This is a genomic window from Bradyrhizobium sp. ORS 86, from assembly GCF_045571475.1.
GTDB lineage: Bacteria > Pseudomonadota > Alphaproteobacteria > Rhizobiales > Xanthobacteraceae > Bradyrhizobium.
Map to the genome: position 1 here is coordinate 4,072,474 of NZ_CP120699.1, position 18,575 is coordinate 4,091,048.

Here is an 18,575-nt window from a genome sequence, read left to right on the forward strand (position 1 = left end):
GAGAGGCTGGCTCGCTTACTGCTTGCCGAAATTCTGGACGAACACGGTGATGATCTGGCCCGCGCCGGTCGAGGCCTCGAGCGCCTTGGCGACCGCGAAGTTGCCGGTGGTTGCCGTGATCAGCCGCGCCGAGGTGTCGGTCATGAGCAGCGCACCGGCGGAGAACGAGCCGCCCGCGACCGCCTTGCTGATGCCCATGACGCCGACGTCGGCGACGTAGCCCTGCACCGGATCGTTCTGCAGGATGCCGTCGATCGCTTCGCCGCCGGTCGATGCAAGATTGACCGCGCGGCCGGCGGTGGTCTTGACTGCGAGGAACTGGCCGGCGCCATTCGGGCCAGACAGGCCGGCAGTCGCAGAGAGGTTCGCAGCGGCCGTGCACTGCGAATGACGCATAAGCGGGGACTCGGTTGCCATGCTGGCCTCCGTTGTGAGGAATGGACGATGCTTTCAGGAAAATTGATCCGCCCGGGCTGCAGGTGCCGGAAAACCCACCGGGCGGCGAGAGAACATGGTCTTGCCGGCTTCCCCGTCAGGCCGCGTGCGGCCGGTTCTCTCCGCGCTCGCGCTTGGCGAGGTCGGCGTTGGCCGGATCCTGGTAGACCTTGGCGAAGGCCTGTTCCTTGGTGAGGTTGGGATCCTTCTTGCGCAGCTCCTCGGCCTTGGCGACGAGCTGGGCATAGGCATCGTTGCCGGCGCCACCGCCGTCACGGCCGTCGCCGAGCTCCTTGAACAGGCCGGCCGCCTTGACCTGGGCGACCAGACCCTTGACGACATCGAGGATGGCATCGACCGCGCCCTTGTCGCCCTTGTAGGCCTTGCGCACGACCTCGACCTGATCGGCGCCCATGCCGACATCGGCGACGCGCTTGGCGATGGTTTCGGTCTCGTCCTTCTGCTCGAGCGCCGCGAGGCGCTTCTTGACGTCCTCGGCTTCGGCGAGCTGCTTCCTGACATACTCCGGCAGGTCGTCGCGCTTGGCCATCTTCACGGTGCGCTCGCCCTTCGACAGCGCGCGGAAGGACGCCTTCTCCTCGTCGCTCTTGAGCGCATCGTGATAGGCCTTCTCCTCGTCGCTCATCTGCGCCTTGGCGATCGCGAGCTCGGAAGTCGCAGTCTTCAGCTCGGTTACCATCTTGGCGATGACACCAAGCACGTCGGCAGTCTTGGCGTTGGCGTCGAGCCCCAGCGCCTTGGCAATCTCGGGATCCATGTCAGGGTCTCCGTTCGGGGTGACCGCATTGCCCGCGGCCAGGGCTTTCTGGATCTCCTCGAGCTTGGCGAGGAGCGGTTTCGGGTCGATGTCGAGCGAGACCGTGGTGTCGTCGCGCTTGAATGTGGGGGTGAGCTCGCTCTCGAGCCCAAGCGCCTTGGCGCGGGCGCGGATATGCGCCTTGGTCTTGGCCTTGTCCTTGGACCGGCCATAGGCGCGCATCGCGTTCTTCAGGTCAGAGGCGTTGCTGATCGGATAGCTGCCGTCGGATTCGGCAGCACCGCTCTCGGCGAGCTCCTTGCGCTGCTTGTCCGAGAAGTCGCGCTTCCAGTACGGCTCCTCGGCATCACGCTTGGCCACCGTGGAGAGCAGCTCGTCGAGTTCCTCGGCCGCCATCGACTGGAAGATCTGCGCGCCGGTCTTCAGCCAGGCGCGGAGCGAGGCCGGCACCACCGAACCGTCCTTCTCCGCCGCGGCCTCATATTCCGAAGACTGCATCAGGTAGGCGAGCGAGGACAACAGATCGGCGAAACGGGAGACCTGGTACATGTCCTTGCGGACATCGGCGCGCTTCATGATCACGGCCTTGGCGTGGGCCTGGGCCGGACGGTCGACCGCGGAGATCTCGGAGATCTTCAGCGCGTGCATGATCTTTGCCATCAGGCGACCTCCTCGTCCTTGACGCGCGATCCGCCGATCGAGAAGCCGGTGTAGGTGCCGTCCTTGTACTTGGCGAGCACGTCCTTCGACGGCTTCATGGCGACCAGGAGGCCGGTCTGCTCGGTCTCGATCTTCAGCGCCTTGGCGATGTCGCTCGTCAGCGGGAAGGCGAACACGATCGAGCCGTCGGCATCGCCCTCGTGCATCTCCTTCGAGATCCGCGAGTTGAGCATGAAGTCGGTCGTCGCCTTCAGCATGGCGGTCTCGGTGATGTGATCACCCTGCAGGTCGAAATAGTTCTCGCCATCCTTCTTGCAGACGATGGCAAAGCCGAACACGAGGCCGAGCTCATTGTCGACCTTGACCACCTGCGCCTTGTCGAATTTCGAGGTCACGATGCCGTCATCCTGTCCTTCGATGCCGCCCTGCCCGTCATCGGCGCTGTCATCTTCCGACTGTGCCGCCGTCTCGACCGCAAGAGCGCGCTGCTTTCTGCGCCGCGTGGCGTTGCCGATCGCGGTCGTGGCGTGGACGCCGGTTGCGGTGACGTCCTTGAAGAGGTCGGTGAACCAGTTCACGTCACTTCACGAGCTTGCCGTTGATCGTAAAGCCCTCATCACCGCCCGGGCCCATCATCGGGCGGCCGAGGAATTCACGGCCGGCGGTGACAAAGTCCGTGTTGGCGAAGTCGAACGGCTTGGCCTCCGGGCCGCGCGGCGCGACATAGAGGTCGATCTTGGGCGCAGGAATCGTCGGCAGGCCCTTCATCTGGCGCAGCCGGTTGTGTGCATTGCGGAAGGCGGGCGACAGCCTGGCCCAGTTCGCTTCCTCATAGGTCTTGCCGTCGACAAGAGGCAGGCTCATTTGGCGTCTCCGCGTCGTTTCTTGATTTCCTTGGCCATAGCGGCCAGCACCATCTTCTTCAACGTCTCGGTGCCGCCCTGCTGCCTGGCAACCGCCATCGCTTCCGGCGAGGTGATCTCGGGCAGACCTGCCGCATCGCGCAGGAAGGTCTGCAACTCCTCATCCGGAAACAGCGGCATGCCGGCGGCAGCAAGATTGCCGATGAAGGCTCCGAGCCCGTCGAGGTCGATGCGCTGCGCCAGATCCGGCTGGAACTGCGGCATCAGGTCGGGGTTGAGCGCGTTCATCGTCCACAGCCGCGGCAGCGCATAGCGGTTGAGCACGCCCGCGATCGCGTTGAGCCAGCCCTCGATCGCGCCGTAGAACATGTCGACGCGGGTCACCGCCAGATTGTTGGTGCCCCTGACCTCATGGCCCATCATGACGAAGTCGCACAGCACCGTCATCAGGATGTCGACCTTGTGACGCCCGATGGTCTTGTCGACGTCGACGCCGCTCTTGCCGTGCTCGGGCGTCAAGAGCTTGAAGTCGTACATCTTGACCGAAGTCGGGGCGCCATTGCTGTCCCGATAGGGATCCGACGGCAGGATCGCGCCCATCTGCTCGTCGATCCGCACGTTGGTGACGAGCTTCTTGTAGGCGTTGAGCGCCTGCTGGGCGACCGGATCCGGCATCGGCGCCAGCGCCTTCTCCAGGAGCTGGTTCGGCACGTAAACGACCGGAAAACCGGCCATGCGCTCGAACAGGATCGCTTCCAGTTCCTCGAGTCGCTTGACGAAGTAGTACGAGCGGTAGGCGTTGCGCAGGACCGAGCGGCCCTCCGGATTGTTCTTGTGCTGCGTCGGGCGGAACAGCAGCATCTTCTCGATCGGGATGTCGATCAGCGAGCCGACCCAGGGCTGCTGGGTGACGCCCTGCACCTGGCCGTTGGGGTCGAAGAACCACTTGATGACGGTGTCCTGACCGCGGATCGGCAGGCGCCGCCAGCCGATCCGGCCGTCGGAGAACTTCGAGGACGGAGTCTCGTCGATCTCATTCGGCTTGTTCGGCTGCGGACCGAGGCGGCGCTTATACACCAGCTCGTGCAGCGAGAAGCCGTAGCCCAGCATCGAGAGCGCTTCGGCGACGAAGTCCTCCCAGGTGTGGGACATGTCGTCCATCAGCGACTGGACGAACTGGGCTTCCGCCTTGCCGGCGCCGCGGTCGGAGGCCGGTGCGACCCGCCACTCGACCTTGCGCATCGACTGCTGGATCGCGAACATCATCGAGCCGACGGTCGACGAATTGTCCAGCATCTCGCGATAGACGCGCGAGGCCTCGCGGCCGACGAGCTGCGGGAGGAATTCCTCCCTGATCCAGCCGCCGTATTGCCGCAGACCGTAGGAGCCGTAATCGCGGAAGTTCAGGCCCCAATCGAGGACCGGAGCCTTCCAGCCGGCCGAGCCGTCGGTATACGGGTCAACAGCCATGCGCGCGGGCCTCTCTCAAAGAAGCCGCTACTGCACAGCGCGGCGCAACGCCTCGATGAAGCGATCGACCGCGATGGAGCGGCCCGGGCCGTGATAGAACGCCTTGATCAGGGTGCCGGCGGAGAGCGCGGCGCCGTCGAGAAACTCGCGCACCGACAGGCCCTCGGCCGTCTTGGCAATGCGCCCCGCAATCGACTTGACGTTGGCGACGCGGGCATTGCTCTGGTCGTCGAGGATGGTCAAAGCGGTCTCACCTGACATCAAGAAATCAGCGGACTGGCGATCACGACGCCATCGGACTGCCCCGGAATCGCCCGCGGCGTGCCGGTCACGAAGGGCGCGATGATCGGTGCCTCGGGCTCGCCGATCAGCGCGTTGAAGGCTTCACTGGTGGAATCCGCGTCATCGTCGTGCTTGACGTCGGGGCCGAAAGCTTCGAGCGCCCCGAACCAGTGCTCGTTCCACGCCCCCCGCAGCACCAGGACGTTGCCGGCCTCGGCCTGCGCCGAGAAGGGCTTGAACCTCGTCACCTTGTCGCCGGTGACGGGCTTGACGCGAACGTCGTACCCGGCGAGCAGCTTCACGAGGTTGGCCGCCTGCGCCTTGCCCGCCGCGGCGGGATCCTGCGGCAGCGCGATGCCGACGCCCTTGCCATCGCTCGATGCGGTATTCTTGAGCTCTACCTCGACTTGCCCCGGACTGCCGTACATGTGCGTGTTATGCAGCACAATGAAGCGGCCGTCGGCGAGGCGTGCGATCTTGGTCGATGATGTCGCGTCCGGATCGTTGTTCTCGGTCTTCTCGGTCGCCGCGAAGTCCCAGCCGCGCTTCACACTGACGAGCGGCGGACAGACGTCGACGACCTGACACCAGGAGCGCTTGAAGAACAGGCCTGCGGCCGCCCGGATCTTCCAGTTGCCGCCGAGCAGCCGCTCGCGGTCGACGAAGTTGAGCGCGAGCAGGTTGGCGCGATAGCCCGGGTCGCGGGCCATCAGGATCGCATTGTCCTCGAGCTTCGCCGCGATGAAGGTCACCGACTTGGGTTCGCTTCCCGGATGCTTTTGCCTGAGCTCGGCGTCGGTGTCGGCCCAGACCAGGCTGTCGGTGACGCGGATGAAGTAGCGGATCCTCCCCGAACGCTCGGGGATCGGCAGCCCCGTCTCCTGGTCGATCCACCAGGCGATGAAGTCGGCAACCCAGCTCTCGGCGTCCGGGTTGCAGGTCGCCCGCACATAGGGACGGATGCCGCAGGTCGAGCGGTTGCGCGAGAGCATGTAGAAGAACTGCGCGCGGGAGAAGTGCGTGAGCTCGTCGAAGCCCAAGAGCGGAATCTGCGCGCCCATCCAGTCGAGCACGGTCTTTTCGTGCTCGAGATGGCCGAAGGCGACCTTGGCCCCTGAAGGAAACCGCCACAGGATGTCGCCGGCCTGCCGCAAGGTCGCGCCGAACTGACCATAGAGCGGGATCGAGGTGTCGAGCAGCGAGCCCTGCTTCTTCACGTCGACCAGCGAGCGGCGGAAGATCACCGCGCCGAACTCGGCGACATCGATGTGGCGCAGGCATTCGAGCAGCAGCGCGTAGGACTTCCCGCCGCCGGCCGCCCCGCCATAGATCGCAATGTCGGCCGGCGAGGAAAGAAACTGTTCCTGCGGCCCTGCCTGCGGCTTAACGCGTGTTGCCGGGGAGCTCGAGGCTTGGCTGGCCTGCCGCTGGCTCTCCTGCGCCTGGCGCAGCGCGGTCCGCCGCTCGATCTCCGCCCTCACCTGCCTCAACGTCCCCGGCGGGAGCGGCGGCGGCAAGAATGCTTTCGAGCTGGACGAGCTGGTCATTCGTCAACTTGGTTACATCGATCGTCTGCACCGGTCCGCCGCCCTTGCCGGTCAGCTCGGTGCGGCGCGGCGCGCGGAAGCCGTACATGTCGCGAAGCTGCGAGATCGCCTGTAGCGGGTCATCGCGGGTGAACTCGGTCATCACGCCGGTCTCGCGATCGAACTTGAAGCCGGTGATCGCGACCGCGCGGTCGGAATGCTTCAGCGCCTTCCAGTCGATGCCGACGACGCGGGCGACCTTTCGGCCTCCGACCTCGACGTGACCGAGGATGGCAAACTCCGACAGCACGTTGAGCGAGGCGGAGGCCACCAGCCGCTCGTGCACCATCAGCCGCGCCGCCGCGATGACGTCGGCGTCATCCTTGGCAAGATAGGCCTTGCGCGCGATCACCTCCGGATGGCGATCGAACCTGGGCGCATTGCGGTGCGTCACCGGCAACCCTGCCTCCTTCGCCGCCTCCTTGCAGCCGACCCCCATCACGCGCAGCCGCGCGAACCGCTCGTAGCGCTCGTCAGCAAGCGGGACGGCGGGATCGAATCTGTCGGGGAGTGACGCTGGCAGGGACACGGTGAATCACTCTGAATCACATCCGTTCATCAATGCGGCGGAAAGGCGAGAAAACGGGCCGCTTGCGACATGAGGCACAAACGGCCCAGTCAAGGGAGGAAACGCCCAAGGAGGGCAGCGATAGCCCGGTCAGGAGCTACCGCACACCCTAAGCAAACAAAAACGCCCGCCACGGAGCATCGTGACGGGCGCAGTTTTTCCAGATCAAACCAACCGAAGGTTAGTACTTAAAGCAAAACGCCCGGCACGAAGGCCGGGCGCTTGAGAACAGAATGAGAGTTACGGGTTGGTTCACATGATGGTCTCGGGGGACAGTGAGGGCTGCGCGGACAGAGCTTTCTCTGTCCAGTCCACCATCTCGGAGACCACACCCGCTCACTTAACTGGGTGGCTGCTGCGACGAGAGGCCAAGCGCGGACAGGAGTGTCTGATTCCGTCCTGCGTCGTCAAGCATCGATAGCGCATCCTCAAACGCCGACCACGGACGACAGGCCACGATCTCTGCCGCGCTCTTCAACTCCTTTTCATAGCGTTCGCGCCGCTCTTTTCGCCATCTCCTGCGCTTTTTCTTCGAAACATACAGGCTGTTATCGATCACAATGGTCATGGGTCGCTTCGAGTTCTCCACAGCTCTGATTCTGTCGATCAGGGCGTCGGTCAGGACAACAGCCTCTCCCGGCTCCCCTTCCGGGGTCGGCGGATGACGCATGATCCGCGTCACGCCCGGAATGACCTCCAGCCTGGTCTTGTGCGCCAAGATGTCCCAAACAAATACGAAAACGTAGCCTCTGAACATCAGCCGGGTGACATGAAGCTTGCGGCCGCGGCGGATGATATCTTCCTCGGTCTCCGGGACGAAGACGCCGAACCGTCGCGCGATCAGGTGCGCCGCCACAGAGCGCTCGTGATTGGGTTGAACCTCCAGCACGTGCCAGGCTGGCGAGACACCCGGCACGATCTGGGCGGCCAGCGGATCGCCCGGATCAACGATGTCGACGACATCGCCGACCTGCACCGCGGCGAGTGCCGCCCTGACCTCTCCAAGATTGCCTTTTGTGGTCGCGATCATATCCATGTCCGCCTCGGTCTATTCACTGGAAATCCTTGAAATCTTCGGCCGTCATCAAGCTGTCGGGCGGCCCAGTCGGCGATAGCGTGCCGTCCTTGCGCGGCGGCCACGGCCAGGGCGCAAGCGAGCCATCGCGCAGGCGATTGCGGGCGGACACCGTCACGCCCTCCGACAGCAGGTGCTCCCATGCGGCAGCCTGCTGGCGATCGAGCGCGACCCACTCCTCGCGCTTGGGGGCTGTGGCGAGTGCAAGCAGCTTTGGCGTGATCTCGCCCCGGTAGTACAGCGTCTCCCCGCGCAGCATGAACCGGTGGAAGGCATCGGTGCAGCCGGCGACGTCGTAGAGCACGCGGACCGCCTTGGTCTCGACGCTGTCGCGCGGGTACTGACCGGCCGGCGCCGATGACCCGTCAGGCTTCACGTCGAGCAGCGTCCAGCGCCTTTCCTCGACGTAGGTCGATGCGGCCGGCGTCGATTGCCGGCCTTTTCGCTTCAGTGCAGCGAGGAACGGCTCGATTCCGGCGATGCACGCGGCCTCCTCCTCGGCGGGCAGGCCTTCGAGGGCGTAGTTCAGCCGCTGCTGGCTGTCGGCTGCGACATCCGGCCACTTCGCCTTGAATGCTGCCTTGAACTTTTCCTTCGCATCGCGCGCGCGCGCATCTCTCTCACGTTCAAGGGGGGGACGTTCTAAGGGGACGTTCTTGGTGCCAACGTATGTATTGGCACGCGTGCCAACGCATGGGTTGGCACCCGGGTGCTGATCGACTGGCACTGGGGTGCCAACCGGTTGGCACCCCCCCTCTTCGGATGCGTTTTCTGCATGGCTCTCGGCATCGTCGTCCGGCGCATCGCGGTTGATACTTTCGAGGGCATAATCGTCGCGATCGAGCAGCACGCGGTAGGCATAGGAACGCGACGGATGTTTGCCGGCATCCTCGACCTCGGTGTCGAGCCGCTTCTTTTCCACCCAGCCGGCCAGCACCAGGCGATCGAGCGAATTCTGCAAAGACCCGCGCGAACAGGCGATCTCGCGGGCCATTTTCACCTGACTGCGGACGCACCATCCGGCCTTGTCGGTGTGGCGGCCGAGCAGGCAGAGCACTTGCAGGTCGCGGGGTTCCAGCGAGCGGTCGGTGACCGCGCCGGCGGGAATGATGGAGAGACGGGGAGCGTTCAAGGTCGAGCCTGTGCAAAAGTCGGAAAACGAGGAGAGATACGCGTCCGCAAGCCATCGCAGGGCGATGACATCGCCTTGCAGTGGCAGGATCGGACTGTGGAGGAGTGCGTCATGGCGCGGGCGCCGCGCGGCGTTGATCGAGCGCACTGCGGCCGGGAGGCGGATCGCCGAACACGCCGCCGGTCAGGCCGCATTCGAGGATGCGAAGGCGCAGTTCGGCGCGCTCGCGCAAGGCGGTGAAGTCGAATTTGGGCGCGGTGGGTGCTGCGCACTCCGTCGGAGCATCAGGCCCGGCCGGCGCGAGATGGCGAAACCCGCGCGCGGAATATTCGACCTCGCAGGCCCCGCTGCTGCGGCCCGGCAACGTGATTTGCGCCCACGGCCGCTTCTCGACCTCGCGCATGTAGCGGAGCTTGCGGTGCTCGATCTCGGTCCAGCGCGGTCCGCGGCTCATGCTGGTGCTTTCTCTCGGGATTCAGGTGATGCTGCCCAGCGCTCGAAAACGTCGCGGTCTCCGTTGCAGCACAAGAACCGAGGCCAGAGAGGTCCGATTAACTGGTCATCACGGATACCAGACCGATCGATCCGGCATTGTGCGGGCGCGATCTTCATGCCCGGGAAGTCGAACGACACCACGACCTGTTCGACCTGCCATGATCCCCTGCGCTGCGCGGCATAGGCGTGCGGCGCGTTGTTGCCGTCGGCGCGGATCGTCACAGCGGGGAAGCGCTTGCGGACAAAATTGCTGAGGGCCTCGATCGCGCGACGCTGATGGTCAGCGCGGATTGCTTGCTCCAGCCTGTCTTCGGCCTCGCAGATCGCCGAGCAGTAGACGAGGCTGTGCTGCGTCCCGATCACCCCCTTGAGCGGCAGGTCCTCATCATAGAGGTAATCGCTGTCGATCCGCGCGCCGCAATGACCGCAGTCGAAGTGCCAGCCGTTGTCGATCATCACCCACGCCGGCACGGGTTGGCCTTCGAACTTGTCCGCCCACGGCGCGCGCCGGCAAGTGATGCCGCTCAGCTCGCCGTCGTTGTATTCGTCGGCACCGCGGCGGCGGGCGACGATGGCGTGCTCGGCGAAGATGATCTCGCCCGTGTTTTCCTGATCTTCGGTGACTGCGAAGGCCTTCATGCTGCAGCCTTTCCCGCCAGCTCGGGCGCCTTGTCGCCGAGGGCATCGACCAAGGCCTGCCGCAGCAGCTCGTACCGGCCTTCGGCCTCTTCGCGCTTCTTCAGCTCCTCGAAGCGCTGCTTGTCGGCCCAATGCTCTTCGGCCTTGATCTCGGCGATCTGCGCCATCAAGTACGCGGTAACGTCGGCCATGCCGATGCGCAGGCTGATCCAGCCGTCCTCGAAGGAGACTTCGCCGCTTTCCCGGAGCTGGTCGACAGTCGCCTGCACCTCTTCGCGCTGGTCATGCTCCGGCTCACCGATGAACATCGAGCGGTTGACCGCATCGAACAGCGTCGCATCGCTGCATAGCTTCATCGCGAAGCCGGGGTCGGCGTCGATCTTGTAGAAGATCGCCATCGAATGCGGTTCAAGCCGGATGATGTTGGCCATCACAGCATCCCCAGCGCCTGCATATACGTCTCCAGGATCGTCTCGGCTTCCTGCCGCTCGTTCGGATCCTGCTTGCGCATCCGCACGATGGTGCGCAGCGCCTTGACGTCGAAGCCGTTGCCCTTGGCCTCGGAGTAGACTTCGGAGATGTCGTCGGAGATCTGTTTCTTGTCTTCCTCCAGCCGTTCGATCCGGTCGATGATCGATTTGAGTTGGTCCTTGGCGAAGCGGGTTGCGGGCTCTTCCTTGACGGCTGCGTTTTCTACACGCGCGAGCATGGGCGCGGTCTCCGTGGTTTGACGGTTACAGGGGACGCGGGGACGCAACGATTACAGGATGGGGACAACTACTAGCGGGGTGCGCTGGGCGACCGGTCAGGTTATCTGGCCGTCTTTGCTTAGCTTAGACTTCAGCGCGCGAATACGAGGCGCCGCCGCGATTGCTTGGTAAGGACCTTCACGATTGCATTGATCGACCACGGCGGCGCATTGCTCGATGACCACGTCCCGGTCGCAGCCGATGCCTTCCTTCTCCCATGCGAAGAACCATTGGAGGGCTTCGAACTTGATATCGACACGCTCCTTAGCGCTCAGCAGGCCAAAGTCATGTCGATACGAAAGGCACGCGCTGTTGATCTGGGCATCGGTCGGCCTTCGCATTAGTGCAGCATCTTCCGCTGCGGGGTGACCGCTCGATGCCGATGCGGATTCAGTGGTGCCTTGATCCATATCCATCTCTCCCTTCACTTCGGCTCGATCTTGTAGCCGGCCAGCTTCAGCGACATCAGCACCAGGCGCACCATCGGCCCATCAGGTGAGACCAGCCGCGCCGGTCCCGGCTGGGTCATCGCGAGCGCGATCGCAACCGCCTCGTTGGGCGCGATCAGCGGATTGGCCGACGGCTTGCGGAGCGAGAGCGCAAGTTCGTCGATCAGGACGCGCTTGGGTTTCCTACGCATGCTCCGCCTCCGCTGCGACCGGCACGCACACCGGCGTATGCTTGCCCTCGATCTTCTCGCCGTCCCGAAAGAACTCGACCCAGTGACGGCCGCCCTGGTGGAAGGTGACCTTGATGGTGCCGCAGCCCCGGGTGCATTCGCGCTCGGTCTTCTGCGCGAGGCGGTTGGGATCGCCCCAGCGGTGACGGAGGGATTGCGTCATGCATCAGCCTCCGTCAGGTCGTCGCTGGGGGGGGTATTGGCCGCATCGAACTGCGCCAGGTCGAACAGCTCGGGCGTTGCCATCTCGTCTTCGGCCGCCCGCAGGTAGTGCACGCCGTCGACGAAGTAGGTTGCCGCCAGTTCGATCCCGACGCCGCGCCGCTTCTTCAAGAGCGCCCGATACGGCGTCGTCATCAGGCCCCCAAAGGGATCGAGCACCAGCTCGCCTTCGTTGGAGTAGCGCTCGATCAGCCGGTCGACGATGTCGAACTGCAGCGGGCAGAGGTGCATCTCGGCGCCCTTGCGCTGCTGCAGCATGTTCAGCGTGCGCATCCGGTTGACGTCGTGCCAGACGTCCGGATGGTGCGAGCCCGGCGCGATCGCCATGAACGTCGCCGGCAGCGTTCCCTGACGCTCCAGGTTTTCGCCGATCTTGACGTGGGCCTCGAAGTCATAGACGCGCTCGGCGCTGATGCGAGAGAAGAGCTTCGCGTGCTCGGCGGAATCCAGCATGGCGAATTCCTCCGGTGTCAGATGGCGGTTGCCGCTCGATCGCCAATAGGCGTGCGCGTCGACCTGCCAGCGCGCCCGCGAATATCCCTCGCTCGGCTCGCCGCCATCCCGGGGCTTCAGGTCGGCATTGACCTTGGTCACCGGCTCGTCGGCATAGGACCGGGTCCGATCTGATTGCGGCTTGCGCATCAACAGGATGTATTCCGGGCAGCCGACGCCCATCTTCGAGGAATCCTTGGCGTTCTCGCTCCAGCCCAGCCGATAGGTCTGGTTGTTTTCCCGCACCACATCGGTGACGACCGTGATCATGCCCATGTACTGAAAGCCGTGGGCCCGGTAGTGCATGATCGCTTCGGCGTGGAACGGCGAGATCGTCGGCACCCCCTGCCCGGTCACGGCACCGAACAGCACGCGGTCCTTGACGTGGATGCAGGCAAGGCGCCCGGGCTTGAGGATTCGGAACAACTCGCAGGTCAAGAAATCCATCTGCGACCAGAAATGGCCGTTGTCGTCGGTGTGGCCGAAATCCCGGTAGCTCGGCGAATACTCGTAGTGGTTGGAGAACGGGATCGAGGTCACCATCAGGTCGACGGCGTTCTCCGGCCAGGCGCGCGTCTCCGCGACGCAGTCGTTATTGATGGCGGTAAAGTTCTTGCCCTTGATCTCGACGCGGTGCACGCCGATCGTGCGCAGCAGCGCATCGCGCAGCGGCAGGGTGTTGAGCCCATGCGCCCGGATGATCTCCGACATGCGGCGCCGCATCTCGGTATCGAGCGCCCATTTCTCTTCGAGGGCGGCCCGGCCGGCGCGCTCGTCCTCGCTGTATATAATGTCGACCTCGACCGGGAAGGCCTGCCCGAAGCGCTGCAGGCGGTAGAGCGACTGAATGAAGTCGTTGAACTTATAGCCGTAGCCCGGCATGGCGACATAGATCGCCTTGTGACAGTGATACTGGAAATTCGAGCCGGAGCCGGACAGGACGGGCTTGGTCGCGAAGTATTTGGTGCGGCCCTCCTCGAAGTCGTGCAGCCGCTCTTCCCGGGTGTCGATGTCCATGCCGCTGCCGGTGATGGTGACGACCTCCGGCAAGGCCTTCTCGATCGCCTCGCGCTCGGCCTCGAGGTCGTGCCAGATTAACCGGTGCGAGGTTGGATCCTGCGCGATCAGCTCCATCATCTTGGCAATGCGCGCCGGCAGGCTGTCGCGGCGCGATTTGGCGGCATCCTGCAATGAGTTGGCGACATTGCGGAACATGACGCCCTGCCCGTCGCGCTCGGGCTCGGCCTTGGTGTGATCGGCCGGGACTTCGTGCCAGGTCAGCTTCAAGGGCGGTAGCTCATAGCCGTCATCGCTGTAGCCGAGCTCCGACGGCTTCTGCAGGAAGGCTGCCCAGGAGTGCACCCACATCCAGAATTCGTCTTCCTTGTGGGGATAGAGCGTGAGATCGCCGGCCTTTTCCGAGTTGCGCTGGAAGAAGCGGGTCAGCGCCAAGCCGGTGTCCATCACCCCGAGGAAGCCGGAATAGTGGATCAGTTCCTTGTAGCGGTTCGGCGAGGGCGTTGCGGTCGCGACCAGCTTGAACGGCACTTTGGAGAACAGCGGCAGGAACTCCTGGAAGGTCTTCGAGCCATAGCTGCGCAGCACGCTCGCCTCGTCGAGCGAGCAGGCGCCGAACACGTTCGGGTCGAGCTTGCCCTCGCGGATCGATTCATAGTTGGTCAGGAAATAGCGGACGCCCTCGCAATAGAGGTCGTCGAATTCCTCGGTGGTGCGGACGAAGCGGACATCCATGCCGAGCTGCAGCGCTTCCTTGATGAAGCCGTGCCGAACGCCGAGCGGCACCACGCACAGCGACGGCTGGCCGATGTACTTGACCAGTTGCCTACACCATTCGAGCTGCATTGCGGTCTTGTGCAGGCCGAAGGAAGCGAAGATCGCGGCACAGCCGAGCCGCAGCGACCAGACCACGAGGTCCTTGCAATGCGGCTTCAGGTACGGGTGCAGGTCATCGCGCGCGACCTCGATGCCGCGCAGCGGTGCGGTGACAACCTTGTCTTCGAGGAAGGCGTCATAGGACGGCCATTCGATCGAAAGATCGTCACCATCGTCCGGCGAGGTGGCGACATTTTCGGGTGCGCCAATTGGCGCAGGCTGGCAGGCGGCGCACTGTTCATCGGGCTCAACCTTGTTGAGCTTCTGCGGGCGCCAGACGCCGAGCTTCCATCGTGTCGCGTCCAGGTCGAACAGATGCCGCAACGCGTCGACCCGATCCGATCCGGCCTGGGTCGGGCCGTAGCCGCGGGATCGATCGGCGAGATCGATCGCAAAGATCAATCCGCGCGCGATCAGGTCGCCCGCGACCACGTCATCGATCGGTCGGCCCCAAGCGACCGCCCATAGGGCCTCCCAATCGAGGCGCTCGGCCTCTGATGGTGCGGGTGTGCATCCGTCTTCGCCTGCGCAAATTTGCGCAGGCTCGGAAAGGGGTGAGCCCGCGTCCGCTTGGGGTGGTTGGGCGCGTTCGGACGCGGGCTCTCGTCGCGATGCGCTAGCATCGTCGACAGTCCGCACAGGCTGGGGCACCTCTGCGGATGGGGTTGCGCCCGCGTCGAGCGAAGGTGATGGAGGCGACGCGGGCGCTGGCGCGGAAGGCCCTCCGGCGCCGTTCTGATCTGACGGGCCGGTCGCTACGCCGGCTCTCCGTTTCCTTGGCCTTTGTACTCGGGAGGCACCCTCCGACCCTGCGGGACCTTCACCCTCAGCGGTGCTGCTTTCCAGCAGCTTCGGATCATCAACGGGTCGCGGGTTTCTGCTTTCAACGCCGCCGTCAGAACTCGTTCGCTTGCGCGATTTCTTCGCCGCCTGCGGAATCCGCGAGGCATCGCCCGGCACGATCGGCTTTCCCATGCCGTCGACCATCGGGCCATAGGCGTTGCGCGACCAATGCGCCTCGATCGCCGCATTCATCCGCAAGTAGTCGTTGGAGCCGAACCGGAAGACGACGTCGCCGCAGGAGCAGGTTGCAACCGATACGATCCGGCCGTCATCGACCTCGGTCGTCATCGAGAAGGTGTGCTTGGCCGGGAACTGCTTGCGCTTCTCGTGCTGCTCGACCAGGTAGCGCACGATCGGATCGCTGATCTCGGCGCCCTTCTCGATCGCGGCATAGCCAGCCTGGTCAGCCTGGTCGACAATTTTAGGCTGGTTCAAGGCGCCACTGAGATCGCCTCGCGCGTCATCGGTCACCCCGGCTTCGGGGGATGCATCGGCATCGTCGAAGGCATAGAGGTGCGGATTGAACTTGACGTCGAGCACGCCGAGCCGCTGGGCGCCCTTCTCCGTGAGAAGCAGCCTGTCGAGCGCATTCTTGATGATCTCGCGCTTGACCAGGCCTAGCTCGATCAGGCGCGCGATCGCGGGTCCATCGACCTTCACGCCGGCATCGATCGCGCCGAGTGCCTTGTATTCCGTTCGCTCGTCGAGCGGAGCATCAGGCGAATTGGTTGCCGTCTCTCCGGCTGTCGCGTCCATTCTCTCAGACGTTGCAGTCGATGACCGCCCATCGACAGGCCTACTAACGGGCTCCGCAGCGGCTTCGCATGATCGTCCCGCCACTGTTTCAACACCCGCGTTCGCTTGGGATTCACCATCGAGGAAGGCCCGGCCCTCCTCGGTCAAAACAAGCCTGGTCGTCGTCGCATGGACGAGCCCCTCGCCGACCAGCGCGCGCACCATCTCCCGATCGGCGACCTCTTCGCCGCGCGAGATCGCGACCAGGGCGGCGCGGCGCTCGTCGACAAGACAAGCATTCGGGTCAGTTTGCGAATTTGCGCAAACTTGCAAACTGCCGGGGTGACCGCTCGGTGGCGCGGCAGCGGCAGCGGCCCCTTGATTCATATCGTCCTGCGGCAGCAACGTCCGCAGCCAGCGGATCACCTGATCCGCATAGTCCCGCGTCCAATGCGTGCCCTCACCTTCAGGGGTGTCGGCATATTTCTCCGCCTTCCTGATCGCGGCATCGACCGCGAACCGCAGCGCCTCGCCCCTCGATGCGAACGGGGAATAGTCCGTCCGGAACCCCGGCGGCATCGCCAACCACTGCCCGTCGCTCAGCTCAAGCACGCCCACTTTCGTCAACGGCGAGCGGTACCGCGGGTTGTCGTGCTCGAAGACCTCGCCCTGGTCGTCGCGGAAGGCGAGGCCACCTGTGCCGAGCGGCGGCTCGCCGGAGGCGGTGCGGAGGATGGGCGTTGCGGATTTAGCTGCGGTAGCGGTCATGCCGTTCCCCGGTGCGGTTGCTGCGCCATCACGCGAGGGTGCGCCTGCCATTTCTTGCGAGCGACGATCAGTTCATCCGCGAACCGCTTTGCTGACTTGGTCGGAACATGAGCCAACAGTTCGGACATGACTTCGCCGAGCGCGATGATCGCCTCGTTGATATCGACCTCGAAGGGCGCCGCCGGGTTGCCGCCGCTCAGCGCGGCGCGGATACGGCATTCGAGGCAGTTACATTTTTGCTCAACCGCCGATGCGCTCATTCCGCAGCCTCCAGAAACTCCGGCGCAGGCTCGGCTTCCTGCGGCACATAGTTGGCCTTCACCAGCGCGGCCGCGATCGGCGGGCAGACGCTGTTGCCGCACTTCGAGACCTGATCCGTTTTCGAGATCGGCTTGCCATCCGGACGGCGATCGATGACGTAGCTGTCCGGAAATCCCTGCGCGCGGAACAGTTCGCGCGGCGTCAGCATCCGCATGCCGATGTCGGTGATGACGTAAGGCTCGCCGTCGATCTCGACGGTAACGAGGCTGAAGCGGTCCTTGGTGGTCGCCGTGTGCAGGGGTTCCTCGAGCTGGGGATCCTGGTCGACGCCGTAGTATTTCTGCAGGAAGGCGCGGGTCTCAGCGACGTGGTTGCCTTCGGCGAGCACCGCGGACGCGGGACCCTCGACGTTGCGATCGCGACGGTCTTCGCCCTTCAGGATCGCCAGGCCGGCAGAGACGACCGCCTGCGTCGACCCCTTCCCGACGATGGTCGACACCGGTTCGCGCGCGTCATGGCCCGGCTCGAGGTAGTTGTGCTGGGCCATGAAGGCGGCGACCAGATGCATCCGCGCCCCGCCCGACGTCACGGTGTGCGCTGGCTGACCGGCGCCCTGGAATGGCTTCTCGGCATTGCGCATGGTCATCAGGTGAGGCGCGACCAGAGAGCCGCCGTTCGCCGTCGGCACGATGACGGGCGCCGGCCTTTCGACGGACCGGGATCGAGGCTCCTGCGTCGCCCGCTCGCCATAGCGTGGCACCAGAAACGGCGCGATGACCTGGTTCTGATCTTTCCGCGACGCGGTGATCGTGTGCAACGGCTCATCGGCGTCGCGGCTGCTGCCACCCTGTTGGGCCGCGCTGACTAAAGGTGCGACGACCGCAAGGCCGCCAGCCGCCGTCACCGTCCGTGCAGGATCATCGACATCGTGCACGCCCGCGCGCCTGGCGCTCGCATGGTCGGTGCGGACAATGAACGGCTTTGCCGCATCCAGCACGTACCGCTTCACGCCCTTGGCGATCCGTGCCATCGTCGCGGGCTGCAGCGGACGGACCGCGCGCAGGCCGTATTCCGCCATGATCTCTTCCGACGTCGCGAAGATCGACGGGCACGGCAGCGACCAGTCGATGATCTCGGCCGCCGTCCGCCAGGGCAACAGCAGGCCCTGCTTCACCTGATCCGACTTCGGATCGCCATGTGTCGGCTCGGGCCAGACGATCGGTCGGCTGTCCCTCCTCGCAATCAGGAACAACCGCTTACGGATCGTCGGCGCGCCATAGTCGCACGCCCGCAGCTCGCGCCATTCGACGGCGTAGCCGAGCTTGCGCAGCTCGCCGACCCAGCGCTCGAAGGTCTCGCCGCGGCGGATGCTACACGGCTTGTTGTCGGGCCCGAGCGGTCCCCAGGTCTGAAACTCCTCGACGTTCTCGAGGATGATGACGCGCGGCGCGACGACGTTGGCCCAATGCACCACGACCCAGGCGAGGCCGCGGATGTTCTTGTCGACCGGCTTGCCGCCCTTGGCCTTGGAAAAATGCTTGCAGTCCGGGGAAAACCAGGCAAGGCCGACCGGCCGGCCGCCGGTCGCGGACAGCGGGTCGACGTTCCAGACGTCTTCCGTCAGGTGCAGGGTCTGCGGATGATTGACCTCGTGCATCGCGAGCGCGGTCGCATCGTGATTGATCGCGATGTCCGGCGAGCGGCCGAGCGCCATCTCGATGCCGGTTGAGGCACCCCCGCCGCCTGCGAAGCTGTCGACGATGATCTCCATCACGTCGGCACCCCGCAATCCGGGCAGCCGTGCAGCCATTCATTGGCGATCTTGCGGACCTTCCAGCCCTCGCGCTGCATGATGGCGCGGGCCTCGGCGAAGTCGGAGGTGTCGGTGTCGAGCACCTCCTCGCAGCTATCGCATTCGACGAGGATTTTGCCGTGCTGGCGTTCGATCAT

21 protein-coding genes are annotated in these 18,575 nt (G+C 64.7%); all 21 read right to left on the bottom strand.

Translation table 11 applies throughout. The features are described 5' to 3' along the window. Nucleotides 1-15: 15 nt before the first annotated feature. The 21 genes from P6U25_RS18850 to P6U25_RS18950 all read right to left on the bottom strand — a co-directional run bounded on the left by P6U25_RS18850 (nt 16) and on the right by P6U25_RS18950 (nt 18,575). Nucleotides 16-417, bottom strand: a complete 402-nt coding sequence (locus tag P6U25_RS18850) for a hypothetical protein (protein ID WP_407146256.1) — start codon at nt 415-417, stop codon at nt 16-18. Between the two features lie 115 nt (nt 418-532). Next, nucleotides 533-1,873 (bottom strand): hypothetical protein, encoded by a 1,341-nt coding sequence (locus P6U25_RS18855; RefSeq protein ID WP_407146257.1) that lies wholly within the window; start codon nt 1,871-1,873, stop codon nt 533-535. Beyond that, nucleotides 1,873-2,451, bottom strand: a complete 579-nt coding sequence (locus tag P6U25_RS18860; protein WP_407146258.1) for an XkdF-like putative serine protease domain-containing protein — start codon at nt 2,449-2,451, stop codon at nt 1,873-1,875. The genes P6U25_RS18855 and P6U25_RS18860 overlap by 1 nt, the downstream gene beginning before the upstream one ends. A gap of 1 nt (nt 2,452) precedes the next feature. Beyond that, nucleotides 2,453-2,737: a hypothetical protein gene (locus P6U25_RS18865; RefSeq protein ID WP_407146259.1), complete on the bottom strand. Its 285-nt coding sequence runs from the start codon at nt 2,735-2,737 to the stop codon at nt 2,453-2,455. Further along, nucleotides 2,734-4,206 carry a hypothetical protein gene (locus P6U25_RS18870; RefSeq protein WP_407146260.1) on the bottom strand — a complete coding sequence of 491 codons (1,473 nt, stop codon included), beginning with the start codon at nt 4,204-4,206 and terminating at the stop codon, nt 2,734-2,736. Before P6U25_RS18870 ends, P6U25_RS18865 begins: the two co-directional genes overlap by 4 nt. A 27-nt stretch (nt 4,207-4,233) precedes the next feature. After that, nucleotides 4,234-4,467 (bottom strand): hypothetical protein, encoded by a 234-nt coding sequence (locus P6U25_RS18875; protein ID WP_407146261.1) that lies wholly within the window; start codon nt 4,465-4,467, stop codon nt 4,234-4,236. Beyond that, nucleotides 4,467-5,969 carry a phage terminase large subunit gene (gene terL, locus P6U25_RS18880; protein WP_407146262.1) on the bottom strand — a complete coding sequence of 501 codons (1,503 nt, stop codon included), beginning with the start codon at nt 5,967-5,969 and terminating at the stop codon, nt 4,467-4,469. Before terL ends, P6U25_RS18875 begins: the two co-directional genes overlap by 1 nt. Further along, complete coding sequence (locus P6U25_RS18885; protein ID WP_407146263.1) at nt 5,872-6,603, bottom strand: hypothetical protein; 732 nt, start codon at nt 6,601-6,603, stop codon at nt 5,872-5,874. The genes terL and P6U25_RS18885 overlap by 98 nt, the downstream gene beginning before the upstream one ends. Nucleotides 6,604-6,982: 379 nt before the next feature. Continuing rightward, nucleotides 6,983-7,678: a transcription termination/antitermination protein NusG gene (locus P6U25_RS18890; protein ID WP_407146264.1), complete on the bottom strand. Its 696-nt coding sequence runs from the start codon at nt 7,676-7,678 to the stop codon at nt 6,983-6,985. A gap of 16 nt (nt 7,679-7,694) precedes the next feature. After that, on the bottom strand, nt 7,695-8,996 hold the full coding sequence (locus tag P6U25_RS18895; protein WP_407146265.1) for a helix-turn-helix domain-containing protein: 1,302 nt from the start codon (nt 8,994-8,996) through the stop codon (nt 7,695-7,697). Next, complete coding sequence (locus P6U25_RS18900) at nt 8,959-9,303, bottom strand: hypothetical protein (protein ID WP_407146266.1); 345 nt, start codon at nt 9,301-9,303, stop codon at nt 8,959-8,961. The genes P6U25_RS18895 and P6U25_RS18900 overlap by 38 nt, the downstream gene beginning before the upstream one ends. Beyond that, nucleotides 9,300-9,983, bottom strand: coding sequence for a hypothetical protein (locus tag P6U25_RS18905; RefSeq protein ID WP_407146267.1), 684 nt, complete (start codon nt 9,981-9,983; stop codon nt 9,300-9,302). The genes P6U25_RS18900 and P6U25_RS18905 overlap by 4 nt, the downstream gene beginning before the upstream one ends. Further along, a complete protein-coding gene (locus tag P6U25_RS18910) occupies nt 9,980-10,414 on the bottom strand; it encodes a hypothetical protein (protein WP_407146268.1) in 435 nt (144 codons plus the stop codon). Before P6U25_RS18910 ends, P6U25_RS18905 begins: the two co-directional genes overlap by 4 nt. Next, nucleotides 10,414-10,692 carry a DUF2312 domain-containing protein gene (locus P6U25_RS18915; RefSeq protein WP_407146269.1) on the bottom strand — a complete coding sequence of 93 codons (279 nt, stop codon included), beginning with the start codon at nt 10,690-10,692 and terminating at the stop codon, nt 10,414-10,416. Before P6U25_RS18915 ends, P6U25_RS18910 begins: the two co-directional genes overlap by 1 nt. A 96-nt stretch (nt 10,693-10,788) precedes the next feature. Continuing rightward, a complete protein-coding gene (locus P6U25_RS18920; RefSeq protein ID WP_407146270.1) occupies nt 10,789-11,142 on the bottom strand; it encodes a hypothetical protein in 354 nt (117 codons plus the stop codon). 14 nt (nt 11,143-11,156) lie between these two features. Further along, nucleotides 11,157-11,372 carry a hypothetical protein gene (locus P6U25_RS18925; protein ID WP_407146271.1) on the bottom strand — a complete coding sequence of 72 codons (216 nt, stop codon included), beginning with the start codon at nt 11,370-11,372 and terminating at the stop codon, nt 11,157-11,159. Then, nucleotides 11,365-11,574 (bottom strand): hypothetical protein, encoded by a 210-nt coding sequence (locus P6U25_RS18930; protein ID WP_407146272.1) that lies wholly within the window; start codon nt 11,572-11,574, stop codon nt 11,365-11,367. The genes P6U25_RS18925 and P6U25_RS18930 overlap by 8 nt, the downstream gene beginning before the upstream one ends. Then, entirely contained in the window at nt 11,571-16,364 is a 4,794-nt protein-coding gene (locus P6U25_RS18935; protein WP_407146273.1) for a DNA methyltransferase, read from the bottom strand. The genes P6U25_RS18930 and P6U25_RS18935 overlap by 4 nt, the downstream gene beginning before the upstream one ends. After that, nucleotides 16,361-16,624 carry a hypothetical protein gene (locus P6U25_RS18940; protein WP_407146274.1) on the bottom strand — a complete coding sequence of 88 codons (264 nt, stop codon included), beginning with the start codon at nt 16,622-16,624 and terminating at the stop codon, nt 16,361-16,363. The genes P6U25_RS18935 and P6U25_RS18940 overlap by 4 nt, the downstream gene beginning before the upstream one ends. After that, nucleotides 16,621-18,435 (bottom strand): DNA cytosine methyltransferase, encoded by a 1,815-nt coding sequence (locus tag P6U25_RS18945; RefSeq protein WP_407146275.1) that lies wholly within the window; start codon nt 18,433-18,435, stop codon nt 16,621-16,623. Before P6U25_RS18945 ends, P6U25_RS18940 begins: the two co-directional genes overlap by 4 nt. Next, on the bottom strand, nt 18,396-18,575 hold the full coding sequence (locus P6U25_RS18950) for a hypothetical protein (protein WP_407146276.1): 180 nt from the start codon (nt 18,573-18,575) through the stop codon (nt 18,396-18,398). The genes P6U25_RS18945 and P6U25_RS18950 overlap by 40 nt, the downstream gene beginning before the upstream one ends.